Annotated in this window: 19 protein-coding genes; 4 read left to right on the top strand and 15 right to left on the bottom strand. The window is 51.1% G+C overall.

The window, feature by feature from the left end:
• Positions 1-13: 13 nt before the first annotated feature.
• Complete coding sequence (locus tag ACSPJT_RS13985; protein WP_435893180.1) at positions 14-877, bottom strand: MYG1 family protein; 864 nt, start codon at positions 875-877, stop codon at positions 14-16.
• A gap of 102 nt (positions 878-979) precedes the next feature.
• Here ACSPJT_RS13985 and ACSPJT_RS13980 point away from each other — a divergent pair, with 102 nt between their 5' ends.
• Together ACSPJT_RS13980 and ACSPJT_RS13975 are read left to right on the top strand one after the other, a co-directional pair.
• Positions 980-2,464, top strand: coding sequence for a pentapeptide repeat-containing protein (locus tag ACSPJT_RS13980; RefSeq protein ID WP_435893179.1), 1,485 nt, complete (start codon positions 980-982; stop codon positions 2,462-2,464).
• A 96-nt stretch (positions 2,465-2,560) separates the two neighbouring features.
• Positions 2,561-3,472 carry a hypothetical protein gene (locus tag ACSPJT_RS13975; RefSeq protein ID WP_435893178.1) on the top strand — a complete coding sequence of 304 codons (912 nt, stop codon included), beginning with the start codon at positions 2,561-2,563 and terminating at the stop codon, positions 3,470-3,472.
• 8 nt (positions 3,473-3,480) lie between these two features.
• Here the strand turns inward: ACSPJT_RS13975 and ACSPJT_RS13970 are convergent, their stop codons facing one another.
• The 5 genes from ACSPJT_RS13970 to ACSPJT_RS13950 form a co-directional block, all read right to left on the bottom strand.
• Positions 3,481-3,924, bottom strand: coding sequence for a nuclear transport factor 2 family protein (locus ACSPJT_RS13970; protein ID WP_435893177.1), 444 nt, complete (start codon positions 3,922-3,924; stop codon positions 3,481-3,483).
• A gap of 19 nt (positions 3,925-3,943) precedes the next feature.
• Positions 3,944-5,479 carry a hypothetical protein gene (locus ACSPJT_RS13965; protein ID WP_435893176.1) on the bottom strand — a complete coding sequence of 512 codons (1,536 nt, stop codon included), beginning with the start codon at positions 5,477-5,479 and terminating at the stop codon, positions 3,944-3,946.
• 104 nt (positions 5,480-5,583) lie between these two features.
• Positions 5,584-7,161: a glycogen synthase gene (locus tag ACSPJT_RS13960; RefSeq protein ID WP_435893175.1), complete on the bottom strand. Its 1,578-nt coding sequence runs from the start codon at positions 7,159-7,161 to the stop codon at positions 5,584-5,586.
• A 122-nt stretch (positions 7,162-7,283) separates the two neighbouring features.
• Positions 7,284-8,543, bottom strand: a complete 1,260-nt coding sequence (locus ACSPJT_RS13955; RefSeq protein ID WP_435893174.1) for an SHD1 domain-containing protein — start codon at positions 8,541-8,543, stop codon at positions 7,284-7,286.
• Positions 8,544-8,615: 72 nt separating this feature from the next.
• Positions 8,616-9,698 (bottom strand): transglutaminase-like domain-containing protein, encoded by a 1,083-nt coding sequence (locus ACSPJT_RS13950; protein ID WP_435893173.1) that lies wholly within the window; start codon positions 9,696-9,698, stop codon positions 8,616-8,618.
• A 117-nt stretch (positions 9,699-9,815) separates the two neighbouring features.
• On the opposite strand from ACSPJT_RS13950, the gene ACSPJT_RS13945 reads away from it, so the two are divergent.
• Both ACSPJT_RS13945 and ACSPJT_RS13940 read left to right on the top strand, forming a co-directional pair.
• Complete coding sequence (locus ACSPJT_RS13945) at positions 9,816-10,532, top strand: ABC transporter ATP-binding protein (RefSeq protein ID WP_435893172.1); 717 nt, start codon at positions 9,816-9,818, stop codon at positions 10,530-10,532.
• Between the two features lie 185 nt (positions 10,533-10,717).
• Entirely contained in the window at positions 10,718-12,205 is a 1,488-nt protein-coding gene (locus ACSPJT_RS13940; RefSeq protein WP_435893171.1) for a hypothetical protein, read from the top strand.
• A gap of 115 nt (positions 12,206-12,320) precedes the next feature.
• Here ACSPJT_RS13940 and ACSPJT_RS13935 read toward each other — a convergent pair whose 3' ends face one another.
• The 9 genes from ACSPJT_RS13935 to ACSPJT_RS13895 form a co-directional block, all read right to left on the bottom strand.
• On the bottom strand, positions 12,321-13,094 hold the full coding sequence (locus tag ACSPJT_RS13935) for a cytochrome c oxidase subunit II (RefSeq protein ID WP_435893170.1): 774 nt from the start codon (positions 13,092-13,094) through the stop codon (positions 12,321-12,323).
• A gap of 36 nt (positions 13,095-13,130) precedes the next feature.
• Complete coding sequence (locus ACSPJT_RS13930) at positions 13,131-13,322, bottom strand: hypothetical protein (protein WP_435893169.1); 192 nt, start codon at positions 13,320-13,322, stop codon at positions 13,131-13,133.
• A gap of 4 nt (positions 13,323-13,326) precedes the next feature.
• Positions 13,327-13,521: a hypothetical protein gene (locus ACSPJT_RS13925; RefSeq protein WP_435893168.1), complete on the bottom strand. Its 195-nt coding sequence runs from the start codon at positions 13,519-13,521 to the stop codon at positions 13,327-13,329.
• A gap of 42 nt (positions 13,522-13,563) precedes the next feature.
• On the bottom strand, positions 13,564-13,902 hold the full coding sequence (locus ACSPJT_RS13920; RefSeq protein WP_435893167.1) for a cytochrome C oxidase subunit IV family protein: 339 nt from the start codon (positions 13,900-13,902) through the stop codon (positions 13,564-13,566).
• Positions 13,903-13,944: 42 nt separating this feature from the next.
• Complete coding sequence (locus ACSPJT_RS13915) at positions 13,945-15,597, bottom strand: cytochrome c oxidase subunit 3 (RefSeq protein WP_435893166.1); 1,653 nt, start codon at positions 15,595-15,597, stop codon at positions 13,945-13,947.
• A 35-nt stretch (positions 15,598-15,632) separates the two neighbouring features.
• Positions 15,633-17,480 (bottom strand): cytochrome c oxidase subunit I, encoded by a 1,848-nt coding sequence (locus ACSPJT_RS13910; RefSeq protein ID WP_435893165.1) that lies wholly within the window; start codon positions 17,478-17,480, stop codon positions 15,633-15,635.
• 64 nt (positions 17,481-17,544) lie between these two features.
• Positions 17,545-18,282 carry a c-type cytochrome gene (locus ACSPJT_RS13905; RefSeq protein ID WP_435893164.1) on the bottom strand — a complete coding sequence of 246 codons (738 nt, stop codon included), beginning with the start codon at positions 18,280-18,282 and terminating at the stop codon, positions 17,545-17,547.
• 65 nt (positions 18,283-18,347) lie between these two features.
• Complete coding sequence (locus tag ACSPJT_RS13900; protein WP_435893163.1) at positions 18,348-19,088, bottom strand: hypothetical protein; 741 nt, start codon at positions 19,086-19,088, stop codon at positions 18,348-18,350.
• Between the two features lie 37 nt (positions 19,089-19,125).
• Complete coding sequence (locus ACSPJT_RS13895) at positions 19,126-20,619, bottom strand: cbb3-type cytochrome c oxidase subunit I (RefSeq protein WP_435893162.1); 1,494 nt, start codon at positions 20,617-20,619, stop codon at positions 19,126-19,128.
• Between the last annotated feature and the right edge of the window lie 24 nt (positions 20,620-20,643).

The following is a 20,643-nucleotide window of genomic DNA, read 5'->3' as shown; positions in this document are numbered from 1 at the left end:
GTGATGGTGAAAATTAACCCCAAGCCCCTGCCAACTGCTCTTGCAGACGAGGAACTTCAGTGGCGCTGGTTTTACACAGGAAGCCGCTGTTGTGGGCGAAATGCACATCGGCATCGGATTCAATTCGGGTGAAATCGAGCTTCGGGTGATCGTTGAAACGAGCAAGGCCGAAACCTTCACCGCGGCTGTCCGGATAGACGATGGCGGCAATTTCCTGATCCAGTTTATTGACCAAAATATAACGAGCCAGACCACTCGAGGCATCATCTAACGGCTCAGGCAATCTCGGGATATAGAGAGCACTGAAGTCCTCATTCCCGGCATTGATTTCCCAACGTTGCACATGCTGGCCTACGAGATCGAGCCGTGCCCGAACGTCGTGAAGATAATCCAACAGATCTCCACCGATCATTTTCATCAGCTCATAGATCACCTCACCGGGTTCATGTTTCTCGGCTTGGGCAAAGCGGCGCAGCACTGAGATATCGATGGGTGAGTTCATCTTGGAAATGACATCGCGCTCGACGCCTAACCACTCGGCGGTTTTTTTAGGGCCACGGGTATCAAACCACTCGGCGGGCTCTAACCAATCGCAGAACATCCGGGCATCTTCGTAGATACCCAGGTCTTGCAGAACGAGAGTGAGGGCACAGGTCGGTGGATAGTCGCGTGGGAACTGGTGGTGGTCAAAGTTGCTTTTCTCCGGCTCGTGGCGGTGTCCGACGTCGACCACTGCGATGCTGGGGTCATCAAGTTCTTCATCGGTGGGGTCTTTCCTGAAAATAGGCACATTGTGACGCGCTACTAACAAGCTACACGCGAGGAAATCGTCCTTATGCGAGCCGCCGGGGTGAGTGATGATGGATTCGATATTCATGCCGCCCTCATAAGGAGCAGGAGCACTTGTGTCCACTATAACCCAGTTGCTCTAATCGATTAGAGATGCAAAGATCGGTTGAGCCACTATCCTCAAGTTCACATGCGCTGGATTCTTTTCTTCCTATTGCTCATCGCTCCACTTGTATCTGATCGAGCAGCTGCGGCCATCCCTCGTGCGGATCTGGAGAGATTTGTTAAAACCGAGCGGTCAGCTGGGCGCGAGCCACAGATCACCAAGCACTTTGGAACTGACTTGTGGGGCACCGATTTTTCCAAGCTCAACTTAGCGGGAGTGGACTTCCAAAACGCTGACCTCGGTGACTGTAAATTCCACGGGACCGATTTGAGAAAAGCTGTTTTCAATGGAGCACACATCTATTACGCCGAGTTTATCGACGCTGATCTTCGCGGGGCCGATTTTGTCGGATGCAGACTTGATCGGTGTAAGTTTGATCAATCCGATCTGCGAGAAAGCACGGGGTTCGGGATCGATGTCTTCATGGGTGTGTCAGCCAAGGGTGCCAACCTTTCTGGACTCAACATGTCGCGCTGTGACCTGAGCGAGATCGACTTTACCGATGCGGACCTGAGTGGATGTGTCTTTTCCTATGCCGATGGTTCAGGCACCAACTTCACCAATGCCAAACTCGACCAGGTTGAGGTCAAAGAATTTTTCGTCATCAACGCTACCGGTCTGACACAGGCTCAGCGGGATACTATGGAACAAGCTGGAGCCATCGCCTCCCCTGCTGCGATGGAAGCCGCAGTGCGACGTGGTGTTAGCTTTACTGGTCGTTCACTTTCCTCTGCCCAACTCTCGGGACTCGATCTGCGTGGGACTGACTTTTCCGGCTGTGATTTGAGCTCCGCAAATTTCAAGAATGCTAAGCTGCAGGAAGCCAAATTTGATAACAGCAAACTTAGCTATGCCTACTTTAACGATGCCCAGCTTGCCGAAAGTAGCTTCATCAATGCGGAGGTCTATTCGGCTCAATTTATCAACGCCGAATTATCCAATGCCAACTTCGACGGGGCAAAACTCTACAGTGCTAACTTTGATCATGCTAACTTGAATCGAGCCAATTTCCGCAATGCCGAAATTGATCTCACCAATTTTGAGAAGGCCACAGGGACTCCTTCGCCTCGTCTCGAAATACTGCGTGAACAATCGGGATACCGGAGTCACCAAATCCGGCAAACTGTGCTTGAAGCCTTGATGAAATTAGCCCCCTTCATTGGTGGCATTGCCTTTGTTACCATGATCATTGCTGCCAGCTCAATGCGGCGGAACACTGAGCTACATCAGTGGACTAAACCACTCATCGTCATCGCTTTTCTCGGCATTGGTCTCACCGGATTTCTGAGTATGATTCTTTTTAACAGCAGCTCGGCCGGGTTGCCATTTCTTGCTTCTTTGTGCGTGGGACTATTGGTCTGTCTGGTTGGGATATTTTTGGGCATTTACCGGCTTAGCCAAGGACAGAGAAAACCGAACTGGGCCAGCATCGCATTTTTTGCCGCTGCCCCATTCCCAGGATTAGGCATTGCCGCTGTCGTCGTGATGATCTTGGCGGGTATGGGATAGGTCGCCGTGCATCATGCCTGAACGAGCTAACCTCACCATCAGCCGTAACGGCAATCTGTTGACACAAGTTGGAATTAGTGAAACCTAGAAATAAGAATGAGTTCTAAAAAGAAGCTGTTGTTGTGCGAACACAAAAACCACGGCGTGTATGCTGACTTGGATCAGATAAAGTCCCATCTGAGCAAGATGGCACCAGAACTCCGAGTGAAAATTATCTCTGGAAAGATGGGATGGTTCTCACGGATGATGAACAAGGGAGCGACTGTCTTGTCGTTAACCCCATGGAAACATCAAATCCCCAAAGACAGCGAGCTGTGGTGTGGCGTGAACCTGTCGAAGTCTGAGGAATGCCAACGCTTGGAAGATCATGGGATTCCTGTGCCACGCTGGCATCTGTGGAAAGAGGGTCAGGAATTACCAGCTGAAATGGAAAACTGGGGCACCTATGTGGTTCGCAAACCGGATGTCGGCTCCAGAGGGGCGGAGGTGAAAATTGTTAGAAGGTCTCGCTTAAAATGGAGGAACTTAGAAGTGAAGTATCGCAATTTGGTTTCTGAACCATTCCTGCAGGAATTTATTTACACCGGTCGTTATCCGATCAGCTACCGCGTTGGATCGTTCTTAGGCGGGCCGTTATACAGTGTGAAGATTGAAGCCGCTGGCGTGGCTGAGCCGTTAATGTCTAAGGATGGCTTCGACGGGGGGGCTACGATTGTCGCCAATACGAAACAGAGTCGTTACACGTTATGCATGGATGAAGAAGTGCTGAAGCTAGCTTCACAAGCCCACCGTGCTTTCCCTGAGATACCTCTGTTAGGAGTGGACATTATCAAAGACTGTGAAACCGGGAAGCTGTGGGTGTTGGAGGTCAATGCCTCTGGGCACACCTGGCATTTGTCCTCTGAAGTAGGCAGGGAGGTGCAAGAAAAGCATCAGCTAGATTTCCATGCCCAGTTCGGTGGATTACAGCGGGCGGCGGAGCTGATTGCGGCGCAGTTTGGAAATTAGCCCATCAATCACTCTTGGGTGACTCTGCCGTCCGGCACTACGGAGAAGTGTGTGTGAACTGCCAGGTAAGGAGCATCATTTTCGGTGTTTTTGACCAAAGCGATGGTGCATCGACCCGAGCGGAGTTGCTGTTTTTTACAACGGCTCGTCGACGACCATTGAGTGGCAACCACGACGGTGGGACTGTGCTCGTCGCCCAGAAGATAAGTATCCTCCAGATGAAAGCGAAACCCTTTGGTGGCACCCCATACTTTAGTCCATTGGGAATCGACCAAATGATCGAGCGAATAGCTTCGTTCTGTGACGGTGCCGAAGGATACTAGCTGTTCGTCAAAAAGTAACATCCCTGCTTCATAATCCTGTTCCTGCACACATTTTTGAAATGCGGCCAGCCAAGCCATAACGGAGCTATGCTTATGCTTCTCAATTTTTACAAATGAATGGTTATTCATGGGTCGAATGTTGTTAGATTCACTCATCTTGAGACGATGGGTTGAACGAATACCTGTCTTTTAGAATACTAAATGCCCACTGAAGTGTAAAGGAGGAGTGCCATCTCGCCTTCAGCGGACTGACGTTATAGACGAAAGGAGAGCGTCGTTGCTGCGGTGTGGAGCGAATGTGTTTCGCCTTATCGCTGCTGAGCTTTCGCCAATGAATGTCATCAATCCAGTGGCGCGCTTTCCAGTATGCCCGCTTTGTCCAGGGAACGTTTGCATGGCTTTGTTTCAAAAACTCGCCGTAGTGGATCATGAAGGGCGTGGTGTCTTTCTTTGAATATCTGAAGTTGTAATGCCCCGTACCAATTTTTTTCCCAGCAAAAGTACCACGGGGAAGACCTCCCTCCTCAATGATACGTCTCGCAATGGGCCGATTGTAACGGTTATCCACTGACCATGGTTTCATCTCATCAGAGCGTGAAATGCGGTCGATCGCCTCCGTATGACGTTCCAGAATGGTCGCTGGCGACAGAATGCAGAATCCCACCCGAAGTCTGTATTCCATCATATTGACTCCACTTAGGAAACGTGCCCAAGTGTGTTCCAAATTTTTGTGCGCTTGGATTTTACCGATGTCCCAGACCAGGTCTCCGCGGTGGCCGGTGATGAACAGCCTGTTGTTTAACAGTTCTTCAGCGGCAGCCACGGGTGCATAAGAGCTCAGGGAAAAAAGGGAGAGTTCAGCGGTGCGCTCATAAGGTAGACTGTTAAAATCCCAACGATCCACCTCGGAGTAATTCATCCCGAGACGCTGTGCGTTTTCCTCGCCCGTGTCCAAGCTGGGATTCGACAGTAGTGAATCGGCAATGCAAAAGGTATCTTCGCAGCCAGCCTCTTTGGCTAAGATGCAGGTGGCACTGGAGTCGTACCCCTGAGTGAGTGCGGCGATAGGTTCAAACTGGATCTTGCGTGCTGGGTCTTGCGCATTGGCAACGACCTGCTTGACCTTCTGGCTGAGAGTCGCGTGGTATTCTTGGTAGTCGGAGGGTTCCTCACCTGCATAGGGAAAATCATACTGAATGTCGCCTCCACTTTGGATGGTAATCAATGCTCCGAAATGAAAGCGCAACTTGTTCTGCGAACTTAATGGAACCTCTCCAGCCGGGCAGTGATCCCCTTGTCTCCAAATTTTAATCAGATCATAAGGGTAATATGGGTAGATCGGATCCAAGTCTTCACCCGCAGCGGTAAGGACAAACATGATCGAGTTGGAAAGATAGATTACACCGGCTTTCTCAATACTAACAATCGGATTGAGCCGATGTGTGCTGGCAATGAAGCGGGCCTCATCAGACGAAACCGTGCCGCCGGTTCCACACATGACAGAAGAATCGATAAAATCGAAGTCAGAGAATTGGCCATCCCAAGCACCTTCCACAAATCCGTTACCAATGACATCTACGCCCGAACCGTGCCTGATGGTCAGGGCGTTGCTCTGTTTTTCAAACTGCGCACACCACGACAGTACGGGCAGCGAACTATCTTCGATGAACTTCGATGTAATCATAACAAGCAGTGACCTTAGCTATCTAGGACGAATGCGAATGCAGCTATTTAAATGGAGTATTCAAATAACTGGATCTCCCATGAACCGGCCAAGAAGCCTGACCATCACTTGCCGATCTTACACCCAAGCATCGTCTCGTAGCGTTTGATATACTCGGCGGCGGTTGTTGTATGATTGAAGCGTTCGGCAGACTCGCGCATGACACGGGAGAGAATGCGTTCTTTGTCTTCCGGGGAACGTTTGTAGAAGCCGATAGCCTCATCAACACCCCAGCGAAGGCCTTCAGGGCTATAGTGCTGGAAGCGGAAGCCATTGCCCAGGTTTCCATCGTGGTGCATGTGCTCACAGGTATCGTGGATACCACCGGTATCGTGGGCGATGGACAGGGTGCCGTATTTCGGGCTGACCATCTGGGGAAGACCACATGGCTCGAAGCGCGATGGCATGATCATGAAGTCCGAGCCCGCATAGCCAAGACGAGACAGGTTTTCATTGAAATCGACAACCGCGACACGGCCTTCCAGACCGTGCATTTTGACGATGTTTTTGAAATGTTTCTGGAACGAGCCATTGGCGATGATGGCCACCTGCAGGTCGAGGCCTGAGTAATCGGAAACAGTCTCGTAGAGAATGTCTGCGAAGAGCTGACAGCCCTTTTGCATCGGGTCCAAGCGTGACGGCCAAAACAGGATTGGAGCATTCGGGTTGACGTTCAGACCGATGCTTTCCTGAAGCTTTTGTTTATTGATCGCCTTACCCTCAGCCACGTTTTCGTGGTCATATTTAAATTCGAGCGCGCTGTCTGTGGTGGGATCGTAGGACACATCAGGAGCGTTCAGGATACCGCTGGCACACCCGGCGTAGTGCTTGTTAGCCAACTCATTCTTGATTGAATCGGGAACAAAACTATGGCGACCCTCGACGACTTCATGCAGGAAGGTCTGGCTCACAGTATTGACGTGATCGGCGGCAAAAATGCCAGTGGCCAAAAGATCGGTGGGGTTATGGACGCGTGACTCCTCATATGAATAAGGCGCGCGTTCGAAGTAGAGGTGTTGCCAGAACTCGGCGGCATCAATGCCACGGTCCTCGATCTCGGCCATGGTTACTTTTTCCGTGTGAATGTTGTGCAGAGTAATCAGGCTGGGGATGCCAAATCGTTTGGCGACAGCCGGAATCAAGCCCGTCATCCAGTCGTTGCAATGAATCAGGTCAGGGCGGACACGAGGGATGATGTGATTGATGACCTCACGCTGAAATGCCAGAGCGACACGGAGATTTTCATCGGCATAAATTTCATCGCGGTGATAGAAAATGCGATCTTCGGCAAGATGAATGCGCTCCACCCCGATATTCTCACGCACTCGGTTGTATTCACGATCATGAACAGCCTGCACATCCATGTTGAACATCCGACGGTAGTTGGGCAGGGCCACATGCACATCAGCACCCTGATCATAGAGAGCACTCACCAGTGATGCTGAAACATCGGCCATACCACCTGCCTTGGCGCTCATGCGCTGCGCCATGTTCCCCATCCCCTCTGGAAGGTAAGTAATCTCAGGTGTCACCACCAAGATTGTAGGTTTTTTTTCGTCGGAGGATTCGCCAGTCGCATTGGCTGCAGCTGTCATTTGCTTTTCCAATTCGCTTTGGCTTCGGAGGGATTTTGATGAACTCATGGGATGATTGTCGTGCTTTACTTCTTTTTTAAACGTTCGATTACGGGCTAGCAAGAAAGATGTGATATTAGTGGTTCCAGTCTACGTCATGCCAACTTTCCACGTTTCTTCTGCAGAGGCATTCAGAATTTCTGGGCATCTTCGCTCATTTTCTGAAGGATCTTCTCCCAGTAAAAACCGGCGTAACGTTTGGCTTCCCGCAAACATGCGGCAGCGACTTTCGGGTCTGCCTTCCATTGAGACGCTGGAATTTTACCGAAAGTCTTCTCCGCAAAATTACGGACATCATACAAGCCTTTGACGAACGACACATTCGCCTCGTCACTTTCCAAGCTGCTGAATGCTTTCCTCGAGTCGTCTGTCTCCATGTCGTAGCGTTTCATGAAGTCGGCCCACATGAAGGCACGCTTAGGTTTGGAGTCGGTGTTCTGTTTTACCAGTTCAGAAACCTGCTGCACATAGCGTGTGTAGTCATCTGCATATTTCGATTTGTTGTCGGAAAGAAAAACTCCGTTGAGATGGGTGATGGCATCATCGCACATTTCTGAATCCGCCCACACATGTTTGCCTTCGAAGTATCTCAGGATAGGCCCCTTGCTGCCGATATCTTTGAAGGAGTTCGCCATGTCCGTCCGGTTGAAACAGTTACTGCCGCATAGTCCGTACACCACCTGCTTACGACTACCGACATCGCCACCGGCACCGCATGCGATGATGCCGGCGATCTTTTTTTCCTGTTGGGAAGTCCAGTAAGCCATGCGCGAACCACCGGAAAACCCTGTGGTATACATGCGCTTTTCATCGATCGGCAACTTACCTTTGGTGAAATTGATCATCGCGAGGATCGCCTTACCGCTATTGTTGTTTCCGTTTTTTGACTCCTTGGAAACAGCCAGGATCCATCCGTTGCGCTCTGCGCCAGCCACGTAACGGTTCGCTACGCCTGCACTGCCACCTCCCGGACTCATGATGAAAAGGACCGGGTATTGTTTCCCTTTCTCCAATGACTTTGGCAGATAGAAAAAGCAATGTGCTCCCTCGCCGCAATCGAGCTCTGCAGTGGTCTTACCAAGTGGATACCCGAGGTCATCGGCGGCGACAGTGGTAGGACCGTCTTTGCCATTGTCATTTTCAGCGCCTACATCGAGCTCAAAGTGTTTGGTCAGAAACTGCTGATCGTCCTCTACCAGCTTGCTCATTGGCACCGTGATTGTCTTACCGTTTTCACGTTCAAAATGCACCTTACCTCCCTCTACCTTCAGAGCCTTGGCTTTCACCCTATGACCGCTCTCGGCTTTCCAGTCGCGCATTTCAGTCGGCTCGGCAGCCATAGCAAACGACCAAAAGGAAACTAACAGAGCATAGAACAAATACCTTTTCATGACCAAACGACTATTGATGGGCACAGATGTGATCACAAGCGAAATCATGTGATGCATAGAATCAACCGGTTCTCATTTCACTTCCCAGCCACCTGTTCCGATGCGTCCGTTCAAGCTTCCGCTACCGCTTACCCAGAAGACGACGTTTTGTAGCCAATCCAATTTCTGTTTACCAAAATGATAGGAGTCCACTTCCAGACCGGGATCGAAGTGCATCGTGATAAAATCCCCCTTGTCTTGCCCAAAGTAAGCCAGCTTCGACTCACTGCGATCGTGCAAGACAGCTGATGAGATATCAACCGGCACCCAGCCGACCCCTTGAGCGTAGAACTCTGCTTTCACATGGGACTGATAATAATCGACGCCTTTCACCTTCTGGTCTTTGACAGCTGACGTAGCCCACCGTCCAAACATCGACCGGGCTGGTATCCCTTGCGAGCGCATCACTGAGACGAATACGAAGGATAATCCTCCGCAGTCCGATTTTCTATCATGGCAGACTGACATCAGGCTACGGTCCATCTTTACCGCATAATCGTAAGTGAATGACTGCGCCATGTCCTGAAACACGCGGCCCGCGAAATCGATTTCACCCTCACCTTTTCTACGAAGGTAACCCTTCTCTTTAACCCAAGCGCTGAAGTCGGTGTTTCTGTGGCCATAGTATTGGTCAGCCCTCAAAAACAACGACCTGTCTGATTTTGTTAGATTCTCCACAGTTGTTTTCACGGCAGCGAGTTCATCATTCTTGGAAAGATGGCGAGCATACAACTGAGCTCCATAGAAGACCTTCACTCCGGCTGTAGTGCGAGTGCTTTCGCCGCCTATGATTCTACACGTCAATAACTTGCGTTCATAGATACTATGGTCGCAGGCGATTTTTCCAGCGGGTGAACTCCGAACGTATTGCACATTCTGGCCAGGTGTATCCGGTGCCCAAGGAGCCACAAAAACCCACTCTTGCGCATCCAGCTGAGGAGCTACCACCATATAAAATAACGTGCAGGCCACCTTCTTAGACGGAGTCCGCTGAATGGAATATCCCTCATTTAGACCAGACACCCCTCCGACTGGTGCTTTCACTGGATCGGCGATGCCTTGAGTTGCTGCTATTATAGACCATAGCAGACAGAGAGTGACGTGGGGAGAACGCATGGTGTTATTCTAATCGCTGGCCTTAAAATAACAGCGCAATTATTCAGCTAAATTCTCGCAGCTGGAGGCAGAGTAATAGAGCTTTGCCTACCCACTCTCTGTGGCTAACAATTCAGTATGCACATTGAACTGGATCAAATTTGCAAACAATACGGCCAAGAAACTGTCTACAACCAGTTGTCAGCCGAGATCGAAGCTGGAACTTTGCTCTGTGTCCTGGGTGTCAATGGTTCAGGAAAAACCACTCTACTCAGAATGCTAGCGGGTATGGCTGGCAGAGATAGCGGTGACCTGCGCTTTGATGGAGAGTCAGCCCTGCGAGACAATATCTCGCAACGTCTCAAGCTCTGCTTTCTCCCCGACTTTCCGGTCCTGTTCACTGAGCGGACACCACTGGAGAACATCGCTATTTTCATCAAGCTTTGGCAGGTTGAGACGCCTCCCCCACACGAGGAAATCATCAACTTGTTAGAAGAACTCGACCTACTGGCCCATTGTCGCAAACCGATCAATAAACTTTCGCGGGGACAGATGTTCAAAGTGGCTCTCGCCTGTCTCATCATCGTGAACCCCGAACTTTGGTTGATCGATGAGCCATTTGCATCGGGCATGGACCCGCAAGGAATCAGCGTCTTTAAAAAACACGCCAAATTAGCCGTCGAACGCGGCCACACTGTAATCTACTCCACACAGCTATTGGAATTGGCCGAAAAATTCTCGTCGCGCATCTGGGTAGTGCATAACGGCGGCCTCGCAGCTGATGGCACGGCTCTAGAGTTAGCTGAGAACTCTGGCGACCTCGAATCCCTATTCAACAAACTACGAGAACAATAATCATGTCCGTTCTTAGAGACAAATCCACCCTACATTCCCTCACCACTTCGTGGAAGCAGCGAGTTAGGGAACGCAGGCTTCGTCCGGAAAGAGGTAACCGATCGAGTGAAAACTTCAGTAAACTATTTTGGCGGCTCGTAATGGTGTACATCACCACCATGGTCTTGTACTCGATCTGTTTTAGGATGCCCCACACACGTTCTGAGCAGATCAGCACCTTTATCATCGTTTTCTCATGTCTAGGATTCCTGCTCTCTAGCCTCTGGGTCATGGCTCTTGGTCTCACCAGGGATTCGGATTTTCTATCGGCGACACCCGCTTCGAGCAACCTTGCCAGACTTCACACCTTCCGAGGTAGATTGCGAACGGCTCTTTGGTTCACGATCATCATTGCACTAGTTTCCTTCCTAGCTAGAGATGATCTCGGGCTTGTTTATACAGCGTGGTGGCAATGTGCTTTGGCATCCATCGTTGTTGTTTGGCTGGCATTCTGTGTGGGCTTGTTACTTCAATTACTAATCCCCAGCTGGATTCTTATGGTGCTAGCGCTTGTCACCGGTGTGTTTCTCTGGCTTGAACAAGTTTTTCTAACACTGCCGCCTTGGAGATCAGCCATTGAAACACCGCTGCTCAACTTCTGGCCCCCAGCCTATCCAATCCAAGTGCTCGACCATGGATTCGATCCTTGGAGATGGATCATTGCTTTTGCCGTCTCGCTAATGGGCATTTTCTTCATCTACCATCATCTGAAAGAGTGGGTTTTTGTCCGCATCTCTTGGGATCACTCTGATGAATACTACGAGGATTTCGATGACCTGACTGAAGAAATTTCGGCTGACCCGATCACACCTCAAGATTTGAAATGTGAATCATTCGCCTATGAACCACCTAAGTGCGGTTGGATCGAACAACTCTTGCTGCTCTGCCTGACTCCACAACAGCGATTGCTCGGTCAATTCGTCGGACTGCCGCCTCTGACCCGTCGTTGGATTCAGGGACTTGGTTTGGTCTCGGCCAGTGCCCTCCTATTGGAACTGAACCTGACGTTGCCCTCCGCTGTTCATGCTATGGTCAACATTGCGGGCTTCATCCTAATGTTTGCCGCTAGTTGCTCCGTTTTTCCATCATCCATCATCGGGAAACATTTCATGCAGGCCCTGCCGATCAGTCTCACCTTGGAAACTCCCGGGTCGACCATCTTTCCTCTGTCACTTGCTAGCATGTGGGGTCTCCGCATCCGTGAGCACTTGGTGCGCTCGTTGTTTGCCCTCCCCGTCTTTACAGTTATCACATGGGTCCTTGGACGTCGACTACTGCATATCGAAGTTTCCGGATGGGACTATGTCGTCGCGCATTCGCTGTCAGCTACCATTTGGGTGATGTTTTGGATTTTACCCATGTTCATCGCCAGCTCTTCGTTGAGTAATAATCAGCGCGGTGTCCTCTCCATGACTCGCGGTTGCTTTGTCTGGATCTTCACCTTGCTCATCGTTGTGATGCTCGTTGGCTCCAGTGGTGCCGGTTTATGGACATTGGTGTCGGTTGATACAAGCTACACACTGCTCCTCTGGTGCACTTTAATCAACCTGCTCCTCACAGCAGTCATGTTGTTCTGCTCTAGGAAATATTACTGTTCACCCAGGACGGATCTGGGCTCGTTAATCGTAGAGTAGGCACTCTATCAGTAAGTCATTCGCGATCAAATCAGATACCGCTCCCGTTACCAAAGAAACAGGCGGAGGGTGTGAACCCTCCGCCTGCTGAAATAATTTGGTAAGAACGAGGTGCTTACTTTTTCTTTTTGGCCAGCTCGTCGTCGCTGCGCTGCTTGGCCCACTTGTAGTATTCCTCAGCGTTGACAACTTCCATACTGCCTTTCATGTCGGCGTGTTTCTCCCCGCAGAGCTGGGCACAGACGACGTAAGTGGAGAGTTCCTTGACGGGCTTAAACCACATTGGGATTTCTTTCCCTGGAATACAGTCCTGCTGGATACGCATGGGAACGATCGCAAAGTTGTGGATCACATCCTTGGATGTCACCTGAAGGATACAGTCGCGGCCAACAGGGATTTTAAGTTCACTGGTAGAGATAAAGTCGTCATCTCCGTTAGGGTCACTGGAATCGATACCAAGAGGATTATCACCAGTGATCAGGGTGTTGTCAGTGCGACCGAAGACACCGTCGTTTCCAGGGTAGTGGTAGGTCCAGCTATACTGCTGACCAATGACACGGATGCGAGGGGCGTCTGGGTCGTTGGCAACGACGCGTTCAAATTTGTCAGTACGCTCAGCCCAGAGAGGGAAGGCAAAACCAAGCAGGAACACTGCCTCCACGATCACCACACCAATTTCCAAGTGACTGGAAACGTGGTTAGTCACACCGCTGTATGAAGCTTTGGGACTACGCTTGTGCCAGAATTTAAACAGGGTGATCAAGAAGAACGCGGTCCAACCGACAAACAACACCAGCATCAGCCAAGTGATGACGGAGTTCATTTGGTCGACCTGCTCACCGTGTTGGGAGTAGTTCTCGGGCAGTCCAAAGTAATCGAGGATAGACATGTGAATTGTAAATGTTGAAGAGTGAGGAGTGAGTGACTAGTCGCTGAGGGCGGGGTCCAAATTTTCGCGCTCGCGGATCGCCATGCGGCGAATGAAGAAAATGATCGCAGTAAGCATCGGCAGGATGATCAGCAGCATAACCAGCATGGCGTAACCAGCGGCGACAGAGTCTTTGTGATCAGGGCCATTGCCCATACAGACAGCACATGCGATTGTTGTGAGTTCCATTTTCTTAAATTTTCTGAGCTTTACGTGAAAAGCGGACGCCGTAGATAGGGAGCAAGATTGCAGCTAACGCACATGTCCCACCGAAGATTTGCAGTCCGAGTGATGACCGTGTCTCGAGCACGAAGGCCCATACAACCACGAACACACAGAGCAGGGTGGCCAGGGTGATGAAGAGGATATGGAAACCTTTGATAGACATTGTCAGTTGGAGTTAGTTGTTAGTTAGCAGACGGTCTTTGGCCTAGCGGCCGAAGAAGTCTTTGAAATAGATCGGGTCAGAGAAGGCGAAGCCTGTGATCGCCATCAGGCAGAAGGCAAACACGATCCCCAAGCCAAACAGCCAGTAGACCATTTTTTTCTCGTGATTGAGGTGCATGAAGATCAGCGCCACTAGGGTAGCCTTGAATGTGGCGATCAGCAAACCGATGATCATATCAGCGGTTCCAAAGCCACGTGAGCCGAAGTCGAGCCACTCAATCTTTGCCACCGCCACAGTGAGGACAGTGCAGACAAAGAGGATGCCACCGATCAGCAAGTAGAGCTTCACGTGCTTCTTAATTTCTTCAGGAGAGTCAGCCATTTGAATAGTGAATTATGAATTTAAAATAGGGTAATATGTCTTCTACATGAGGTAGAGGATGGGGAAGAGGAAGATCCAGACCAGGTCAACAAAGTGCCAGAACAGACCTCCAATCTCGACACGGTTGGCAAGCCACTCAGGTTTGGTGTCGAACATCTTACGGCCGAAGAACAGATAGTAAGCGAGCACCAACGCACCTGCGATAACGTGTAAACCATGCAGCGCTGTGATGGTGAAATAAGTAGCGTAATAGGTGTTCCAACGTGGGCTGAACACGGACTCGAAACGAACTTGCTCACGAGGTACGATAATGGCTGGATATTCCACACCTTTAGAGTCGGGGTCGCCGTGTTTCTTATGCACTGGACCAGCGAAGCCTTCGACGTCTCCAGGGAAGAGTTTCTCGATGGCTTTGTGATCCATACCTTGAAGTTCCTCGATGCTCTTGTCAGCTAGGCCGGCGATTTCCTGCCAGTTCACACGATAGAGATCGTTTTCGGTAGGCTCTTTGCCGTGTTCCTCAAGATACTCCTTGAGCTTGGCCACCACGACCTGGTGTTTTTCCCAGACTGGTTTGATGCTTTCTTGTTTGAGCAACCATGAGTTGTTGATCGCAGCTTCAGGATCGATGCCTTTTTCAATCGCCTTCATCACTGTGTGACGGAAGTCGATACCGTCGACATTGATAGCGATTGAACTATCGGCGGTGGTTCCGCTGATCAGGGTCTCATCCTTGAGCTTGAGAGTGCCCTTGTCCCCTTCTTTAGGGTGACTCAGTCTGCCCCAATATGGATCGACCGAAATATCGACAGGGCCGCCATTGGCAACAAAGGTCAGGCTAGGTGTGACTGTCTGATATTCTTCCAGTCTGTCCGCCTTAAGTTCCTTTGTGCGGTTGGCGATAAATTCCTTCTTGTCGTCCTCCCAGTAGCGCTTGCCTTTGAGAGCGGCCTCACCTTTGGCATCGCTCCAGGCCTTACGGCTGACTTCGATGTCGATGTTACTATTGTTAGCCAGTGCTTTGAGATAATCCTCTTTGGCTTCATCGATGAGATCCTTGCTGATAGCAGCACCTTTCTCGAAAACCGTGCCGTTATTCAGCTCAACCTTGTTAGCGAGAACGAATTTCCCTTCGTACTGCTCTCCGAGAGTCTCGTAGTATTTGTTATCTACACGACGTAAGTTGATGTCAACCTGCTCGGCTTTGATGTTCAGGTTCTTAGTGATTTTCTTACCACCGTGATCGGCATGGTCGTCCCCGGCATGTTCATCGCCGTGGTGGTCGCCTTGTGGGTGGGCGTGTCCTTCGATGACTGTGTAGTCATCCAAGCGCACCGCTTGGTGACTGAACTTGGCATTATACTCGATTCCCTTCAGCACCATGAACAACACCGCACAAACGAGGGTGATGGACATGTAGATCTGGAATTTCCGCCAGTCCCTGAGTTTGAGAGCAACCCAGGCAAACACCACCGTGATCGAGGAACCAATCAGGACGAAGGTGTTGATCAGACCGGGTAAAACAGGAAGGGTTCGCTCAGGCCATGGGTAGTCCGCGTAGATACGGAGGAATACATAGCCGGAAAAGAGGCCGCCAAAGAGCATCACCTCGGAGGCGAGGAAGAGCCAGATACCGATCTTCGAGTTGGTCAGCCCGGTGTCTTTCCGGGGTTCTACAATGTAGGGAATTTCCATGAGAAAATATGCTAAAAGTTAGGGAATGAAATTGCTTAGTTACTGCCTTCCTTGGTGTCGTCGACAGGCTTCTTCCACTGAGGGTAGAAGTCTTCTTCCACTTCGGGACGGGCGTATTCGTAGGAGCCGCGGTAAGCGATTGGCTCTTCGAGGAAGTTTCCGTGACCTGGAGGCGTAGGTGTCGCCCACTCAAGGGAACATGCATCCCATGGGTTATCATTAGGCACCTTGCGTCCCATTTTCCATGAGAAGAACAAGTTGATGATAAATGGAATCTGGGCCACAGCGAGCAACCAAGCTGACCAAGACATCAGAATATTCAGGTCGAGATATTCAGCAACGGTGCGGCCGAAGACGTTCGTGCTGTCCGGATCAGCTGTGAGGTAGGCGTCACCACCGTTATACCAACGACGGTGGAAACCAGCCATTCCCTGAATCAACATTGGGAAGAACAGAGTGTTCATCAGAATCAATGATGGCCAGAAGTGCAGGTGATTGAGCGTGCGGCTCATGAAACGGCCGGTGATCTTAGGATACCAATGGTGAATACCAGCGAAGAAACCGAACAGAATACCCGGTGCCACCACATAGTGGAAGTGACCAATCACGTAGTAGGTATCGTGAAGGTGCAAATCAACCAAGTTGAACGCCAGTGGCAGACCGGTGAGACCACCGATACCGAACATCGGCAGGAAGGCACAGGCCCACAGCATGGGTGAAGTGAACTTGATCGATCCGCCCCATAGCGAGATCAACAGACAGGTCAACAGAATCACCGAGGGTATGGAAATCAGCGTTGTGGTGGTCTGGAAGAAGGTGGAGATCGCAGGTCCCATTCCGGTCATATACATGTGGTGAGCCCACACGATGAAGGAGAGGAATCCGAGAACCAGCACACCGTAAACCATGGACTTGTAGCCCCAGATCGGACGACGGGTGTTGACCGGGATAACCTCGGCCACACAGGCGATGGCAGGTAGAAGCAGAACGTATACCTCGGGGTGACCCAGAAACCAGAACAAGTGCTGGTAGAGCAGCGGGCTACCACCACCGGAGGCATCGGAGAGACCGATCTGCTGATGGTAAAGGCCGGATGGCTGGAAGAAACTGGAGCCGAACATACGGTCGGACAGCTGCATGATACCGGCAACTTCAAGTGGCGGGAAGGAAAGCAGAAGAAGGAAACCAGTGACCAGCATCGCCCATACAAAGAAAGGCATACGCATCCAGGTCATTCCCTTGGCACGCAGGTTGATGATGGTGGTGATAAAGTTCACCGAGCCTAACAGAGAGGATGAAATCAGCATCACGAGTCCCAACAACCACTGGGTCTGGCCGGTCCAGAACTGGTGTGGATATTGGCCATCGGCAAAGAATGAGAGCGGCGGATAGTTTGTCCAACCAGACTTCGCAGCACCGGATTCCATGAAGAACGATCCACACATCATGATACCACCGATGACGTAGATCCAGTAACTCGCCATGTTCAGCTTGGGGAAAGCCATATCGGGAGCACCGATCTGAAGCGGGGTCACGTAGTTACCAAAGGCACCGAAGCCGAGCGGCACGATACCGAGGAACACCATGATCGTTCCGTGCATGGCACCGAACATGTTATAAGTTTCACCAGGCAGCTTACCCTCAACCAGCCATTGGGCTTTCCAGTCCTCAGTGAACAACCAGCTCATCCAAGCAGGAAGAGGCTCGTTCGGGTAGGCAATGCTCCAGCGCATGACCATCATCAGATAGAATCCAAACAGAAGGAAACACAGTGCTGTGATACCGTATTGGATACCGATGGTTTTATGATCGGTGGAGAAGATGTATTTCTGGATAAATCCAGGGTTGTGGTGATCGTGATGATCGTCGTGGTGATCGCTCATGGCCTTAGCTTAAATGGGTCGGATGAATGGATTAAAATGAATGAAAGTCTTAGTCGGTATCAACTTACTCAGCCTTGGCAGGCTCGAGAGTTTTAGGATCGACGAGAGTGTTGGGATCGAGAGGCTCGCCTTTGAGCTCGCGGCTGTATTTCTCGTCAAGTTCGGGTGCGGTCATCTGTCCGCCGCCACGTTCTTTGGAAATGGCAATGGCGTCTTCCGCCATCTCAATCGTGATCAACTTGTCGCTGCTGTTACCGAAGCTGGTGCGGATGTAGTTGAGTAGACCTGCGAGATCTTTGGCACTCAGACCGTCACCTTGTGCAGGCATGTTTCCGTTGTAGCTTTTACCAGCCACAGTGATTGGGCCTTTACAACCATTGAGAATGATCATCGCAGGACGAAGAGCTGGTCCGGTGACCCACTCAGATCCAGCCAATGGTGGGATGGCACCACTACCTTCACCGTTGTTACCGTGACAACCTTTGCAGGAAACGGATTTCTTCTCACCGATCTTGGAGTAGGCGACGATCGCCGGCTTTGGCACAACTTCACCACCTTCCTGTCCAGGTGCGTCCTGACGAACGTAGCCGGATTTGACGAAGTCCTTGTAGTCAAAAAGGCTGCCTCCGAAGAGAACACCTCCGCCAATGAGCACCACGATGGCACTTCCTAGAATGACCCAGAGTGAAATCGGCTCGGCACCTTCTGAGAGCACCTGGTGCTCACGGCTAACAGCTGCTGCGTCTGTAAGCACGCTGGTAGATTCGTCCAGATCCGGTGTATGGGATGAATGGTCTGACATGATAATGAAAATTGGTTAGATGGGGCAGTGACCTTGGTCGACCGCTGATTTTTGACTGCAGCTGTTTACTTCTTCTCTTCTTCTTTCACTTCAGGCGGACGGTTGTCCATGCTGAGTGGAACGGCATCATCGCGGCGCAGAGACATCAGATAGCTGACCAGCACGCGAGCTTCTTCTTTGGGCACGAACTGTTCGCCGCGTTTGGTTTTCTTGCGCAGGGCGAGGCTATCGCCTTGGCCGCTGACAGGAGTCTTGTCAAACATGTATCGTTGTGAAGGGCAGTTCGACCAGCTCATGTTCAGTTTCTCCCCACCCTTGCCGATGCGAAGGTCGTTATTGCGGGGATTGAAAAGGTGCTCCACGAGCCACTGTTCCGGAGTGAGTTTGGTCAGGGCTGCGTATTTTTCCACACGGTAGGCCAAGTTGCTGAGGTCTGGGCCCATGCGCATCAGACCGATTTGGGCATACTCTTCGCCAGTGTAGTCGTAGACCGTTGTCTCACGACGGGTGTCGATTTGCTCCGCCTTATCAACGACACCTGCCATGTCATCGCGCCAAATCTGATGACCGGCATAGGTGGGGCGGATCAGCTGGGTGTGACAAGCGTAGCATCCGTTCGATGCGTAGATCTCGGCACCATTGCGAATACGACCAGACACCTTGTGCTGGTAGAGAGCTGCGTCCTCCTCGTTGTTCATTTTCACAGGGGCCAGGTTGTTCATTTTTGCCGTAGGAATGGCAATCACGAACATCCACGCCGAGCCGAAGCTGAGGCACATTCCGAGAAGAAAGGATTTGAGTGTCATGTAATTAGAGAAGTAAGAAGTATGAGAAATTGGCTTGTTAAGCCTTGGCTCTTTCAAGTTCGTCGATGTCACCTTCAGGACCGTGTGGTCCAAGGGCAGAGTGCTCGCGGCGGAGCAGAGTCGGGTGCGAACTGCGGCGGCCCAAGCGGAGCCACATCAGAGCCAAATGGATGAAGAAGAAGAAGTTTGCATAGAGCACGAAACACCATGCGACGGTCATACCCACAGCGTATGGGATGGTATTTGTCACAGCCTGAATCCATGGCTGGGTGTGGTTTTCCTGGGCAGCTCCCTGCTGGAATCCTCCGAGTAGGGTGCAGAATAGGAAGATGAAGAGGATACCGTAGATCGAGAACCAGAAGTGGGTGCGGATCAGGCGGCGTGAAAGCCATTCGCGGCGAGTGATGCGAGGAACGATGAAGTAGATCGCACCAAACATGCACATGCTGAAGAAGCCGTAAATCGCCAGAACATCATATCCGTAACCTGCGAGAGTGAACTGAGTGAATTTCAGCGAAGCCGGGTGGGCAAGAACCACACCGGCGAATGCGAGAAGCAACATACCGAAGACACCAGCGATGCTGAAACGAAGTGACGGGCTGTAAGCGACTGTTTCCTGCTGGCCGGAAGCGGTCTTGAGAATGTTGATACCGGCAGCAAGCAGTGGCACACCCACAAGCATCGTGGCGGCGGCACCCGCATACTGGAGGAAGACAGGGATAGGTGCACCCATCATGGTCTGCATACCAGCCCATGGCGCGATGATCGCCAAGGCCCAGAAACCACCGATGGAATATGAGTAGTTATAAATGGCACGACCACTGACCTTCGCAGCGATGTAGTAAGCACTCGCGATGGCGATCGGGGTGAAGAACAGGAAGATCAAGGCATGACGGAACCAGCCATTGATCGCCGCAGCCATCAGAGGGTGAACATCGAAGACGTTGACGTAGAGGTTGGCAGTTAGATAGACCCATGGGAACCAGAAGATGGCACCGAGAAGATACCATTGGGAAATGTAAACGTGCTCGTTACGGCGGCAGCGGAATGCGATCAGCGACCATATAGCGATCACCGCGTAGGCGGCTAACAGAACTGGCCAAACGAAAGTAGGAAACTGCATCCAGTGTTTCCCGGTGCCGTGACCGGCGAGGATACCGATGGTGCCGATGGAAATGGCGAAGTTCCAGATGTGTCCTGCCACGAGAATAGTGCCGGCATTTTTGCTAGGCTGGCGTGAGAGGCGTGCCATCAACCAGATCAAGACACCGAAGGCTGCTTGTGCACCCCATCCGTAGATCAACGTGTTGATGTGGGCTGGAAAAGAACGACCATACTGGAGAAAACCACACTCCCCAAGGAAACCTGGGTGATGACTCTTGGCGGAGGCAATGATCCCGAGGATCAAAGAAACCGCGAGCCATGCGGCGCCACTGGTGAAGAAAAACATCACAGGGTGACGCAGCGAGCGGTCGATCTCCACACGCAGTTGCGCATCTTCGATGACTGGAACCTGACTTTGGGTAGACATGATCTTTAAATTCTAGGGAAAAAA

The organism is Oceaniferula spumae (assembly GCF_042849255.1).
GTDB lineage: Bacteria > Verrucomicrobiota > Verrucomicrobiia > Verrucomicrobiales > Akkermansiaceae > Oceaniferula > Oceaniferula spumae.
Note: the sequence above shows the minus strand (reverse complement) of the source record. Positions and strands in the feature narration are given on the sequence as shown.

Excerpts from the sequence above, each read along its gene's own strand:
- ACSPJT_RS13955 (WP_435893174.1), bottom strand. The coding sequence starts at position 8,543 with ATGAAAAGGTATTTGTTCTATGCTCTGTTAGTTTCCTTTTGGTCGTTT.
- ACSPJT_RS13895 (WP_435893162.1), bottom strand. The coding sequence starts at position 20,619 with ATGTCTACCCAAAGTCAGGTTCCAGTCATCGAAGATGCGCAACTGCGT.
- ACSPJT_RS13935 (WP_435893170.1), bottom strand. The coding sequence starts at position 13,094 with ATGTCTATCCTCGATTACTTTGGACTGCCCGAGAACTACTCCCAACAC.
- ACSPJT_RS13940 (WP_435893171.1), top strand. The coding sequence starts at position 10,718 with ATGCCCCACACACGTTCTGAGCAGATCAGCACCTTTATCATCGTTTTC.
- ACSPJT_RS13900 (WP_435893163.1), bottom strand. The coding sequence starts at position 19,088 with ATGACACTCAAATCCTTTCTTCTCGGAATGTGCCTCAGCTTCGGCTCG.
- ACSPJT_RS13930 (WP_435893169.1), bottom strand. The coding sequence starts at position 13,322 with ATGGAACTCACAACAATCGCATGTGCTGTCTGTATGGGCAATGGCCCT.
- ACSPJT_RS13910 (WP_435893165.1), bottom strand. The coding sequence starts at position 17,480 with ATGAGCGATCACCACGACGATCATCACGATCACCACAACCCTGGATTT.
- ACSPJT_RS13970 (WP_435893177.1), bottom strand. The coding sequence starts at position 3,924 with ATGAATAACCATTCATTTGTAAAAATTGAGAAGCATAAGCATAGCTCC.
- ACSPJT_RS13960 (WP_435893175.1), bottom strand. The coding sequence starts at position 7,161 with ATGAGTTCATCAAAATCCCTCCGAAGCCAAAGCGAATTGGAAAAGCAA.
- ACSPJT_RS13975 (WP_435893178.1), top strand. The coding sequence starts at position 2,561 with ATGAGTTCTAAAAAGAAGCTGTTGTTGTGCGAACACAAAAACCACGGC.
- ACSPJT_RS13925 (WP_435893168.1), bottom strand. The coding sequence starts at position 13,521 with ATGTCTATCAAAGGTTTCCATATCCTCTTCATCACCCTGGCCACCCTG.
- ACSPJT_RS13945 (WP_435893172.1), top strand. The coding sequence starts at position 9,816 with ATGCACATTGAACTGGATCAAATTTGCAAACAATACGGCCAAGAAACT.
- ACSPJT_RS13915 (WP_435893166.1), bottom strand. The coding sequence starts at position 15,597 with ATGGAAATTCCCTACATTGTAGAACCCCGGAAAGACACCGGGCTGACC.
- ACSPJT_RS13965 (WP_435893176.1), bottom strand. The coding sequence starts at position 5,479 with ATGATTACATCGAAGTTCATCGAAGATAGTTCGCTGCCCGTACTGTCG.
- ACSPJT_RS13920 (WP_435893167.1), bottom strand. The coding sequence starts at position 13,902 with ATGGCTGACTCTCCTGAAGAAATTAAGAAGCACGTGAAGCTCTACTTG.
- ACSPJT_RS13905 (WP_435893164.1), bottom strand. The coding sequence starts at position 18,282 with ATGTCAGACCATTCATCCCATACACCGGATCTGGACGAATCTACCAGC.
- ACSPJT_RS13980 (WP_435893179.1), top strand. The coding sequence starts at position 980 with ATGCGCTGGATTCTTTTCTTCCTATTGCTCATCGCTCCACTTGTATCT.
- ACSPJT_RS13985 (WP_435893180.1), bottom strand. The coding sequence starts at position 877 with ATGAATATCGAATCCATCATCACTCACCCCGGCGGCTCGCATAAGGAC.
- ACSPJT_RS13950 (WP_435893173.1), bottom strand. The coding sequence starts at position 9,698 with ATGCGTTCTCCCCACGTCACTCTCTGTCTGCTATGGTCTATAATAGCA.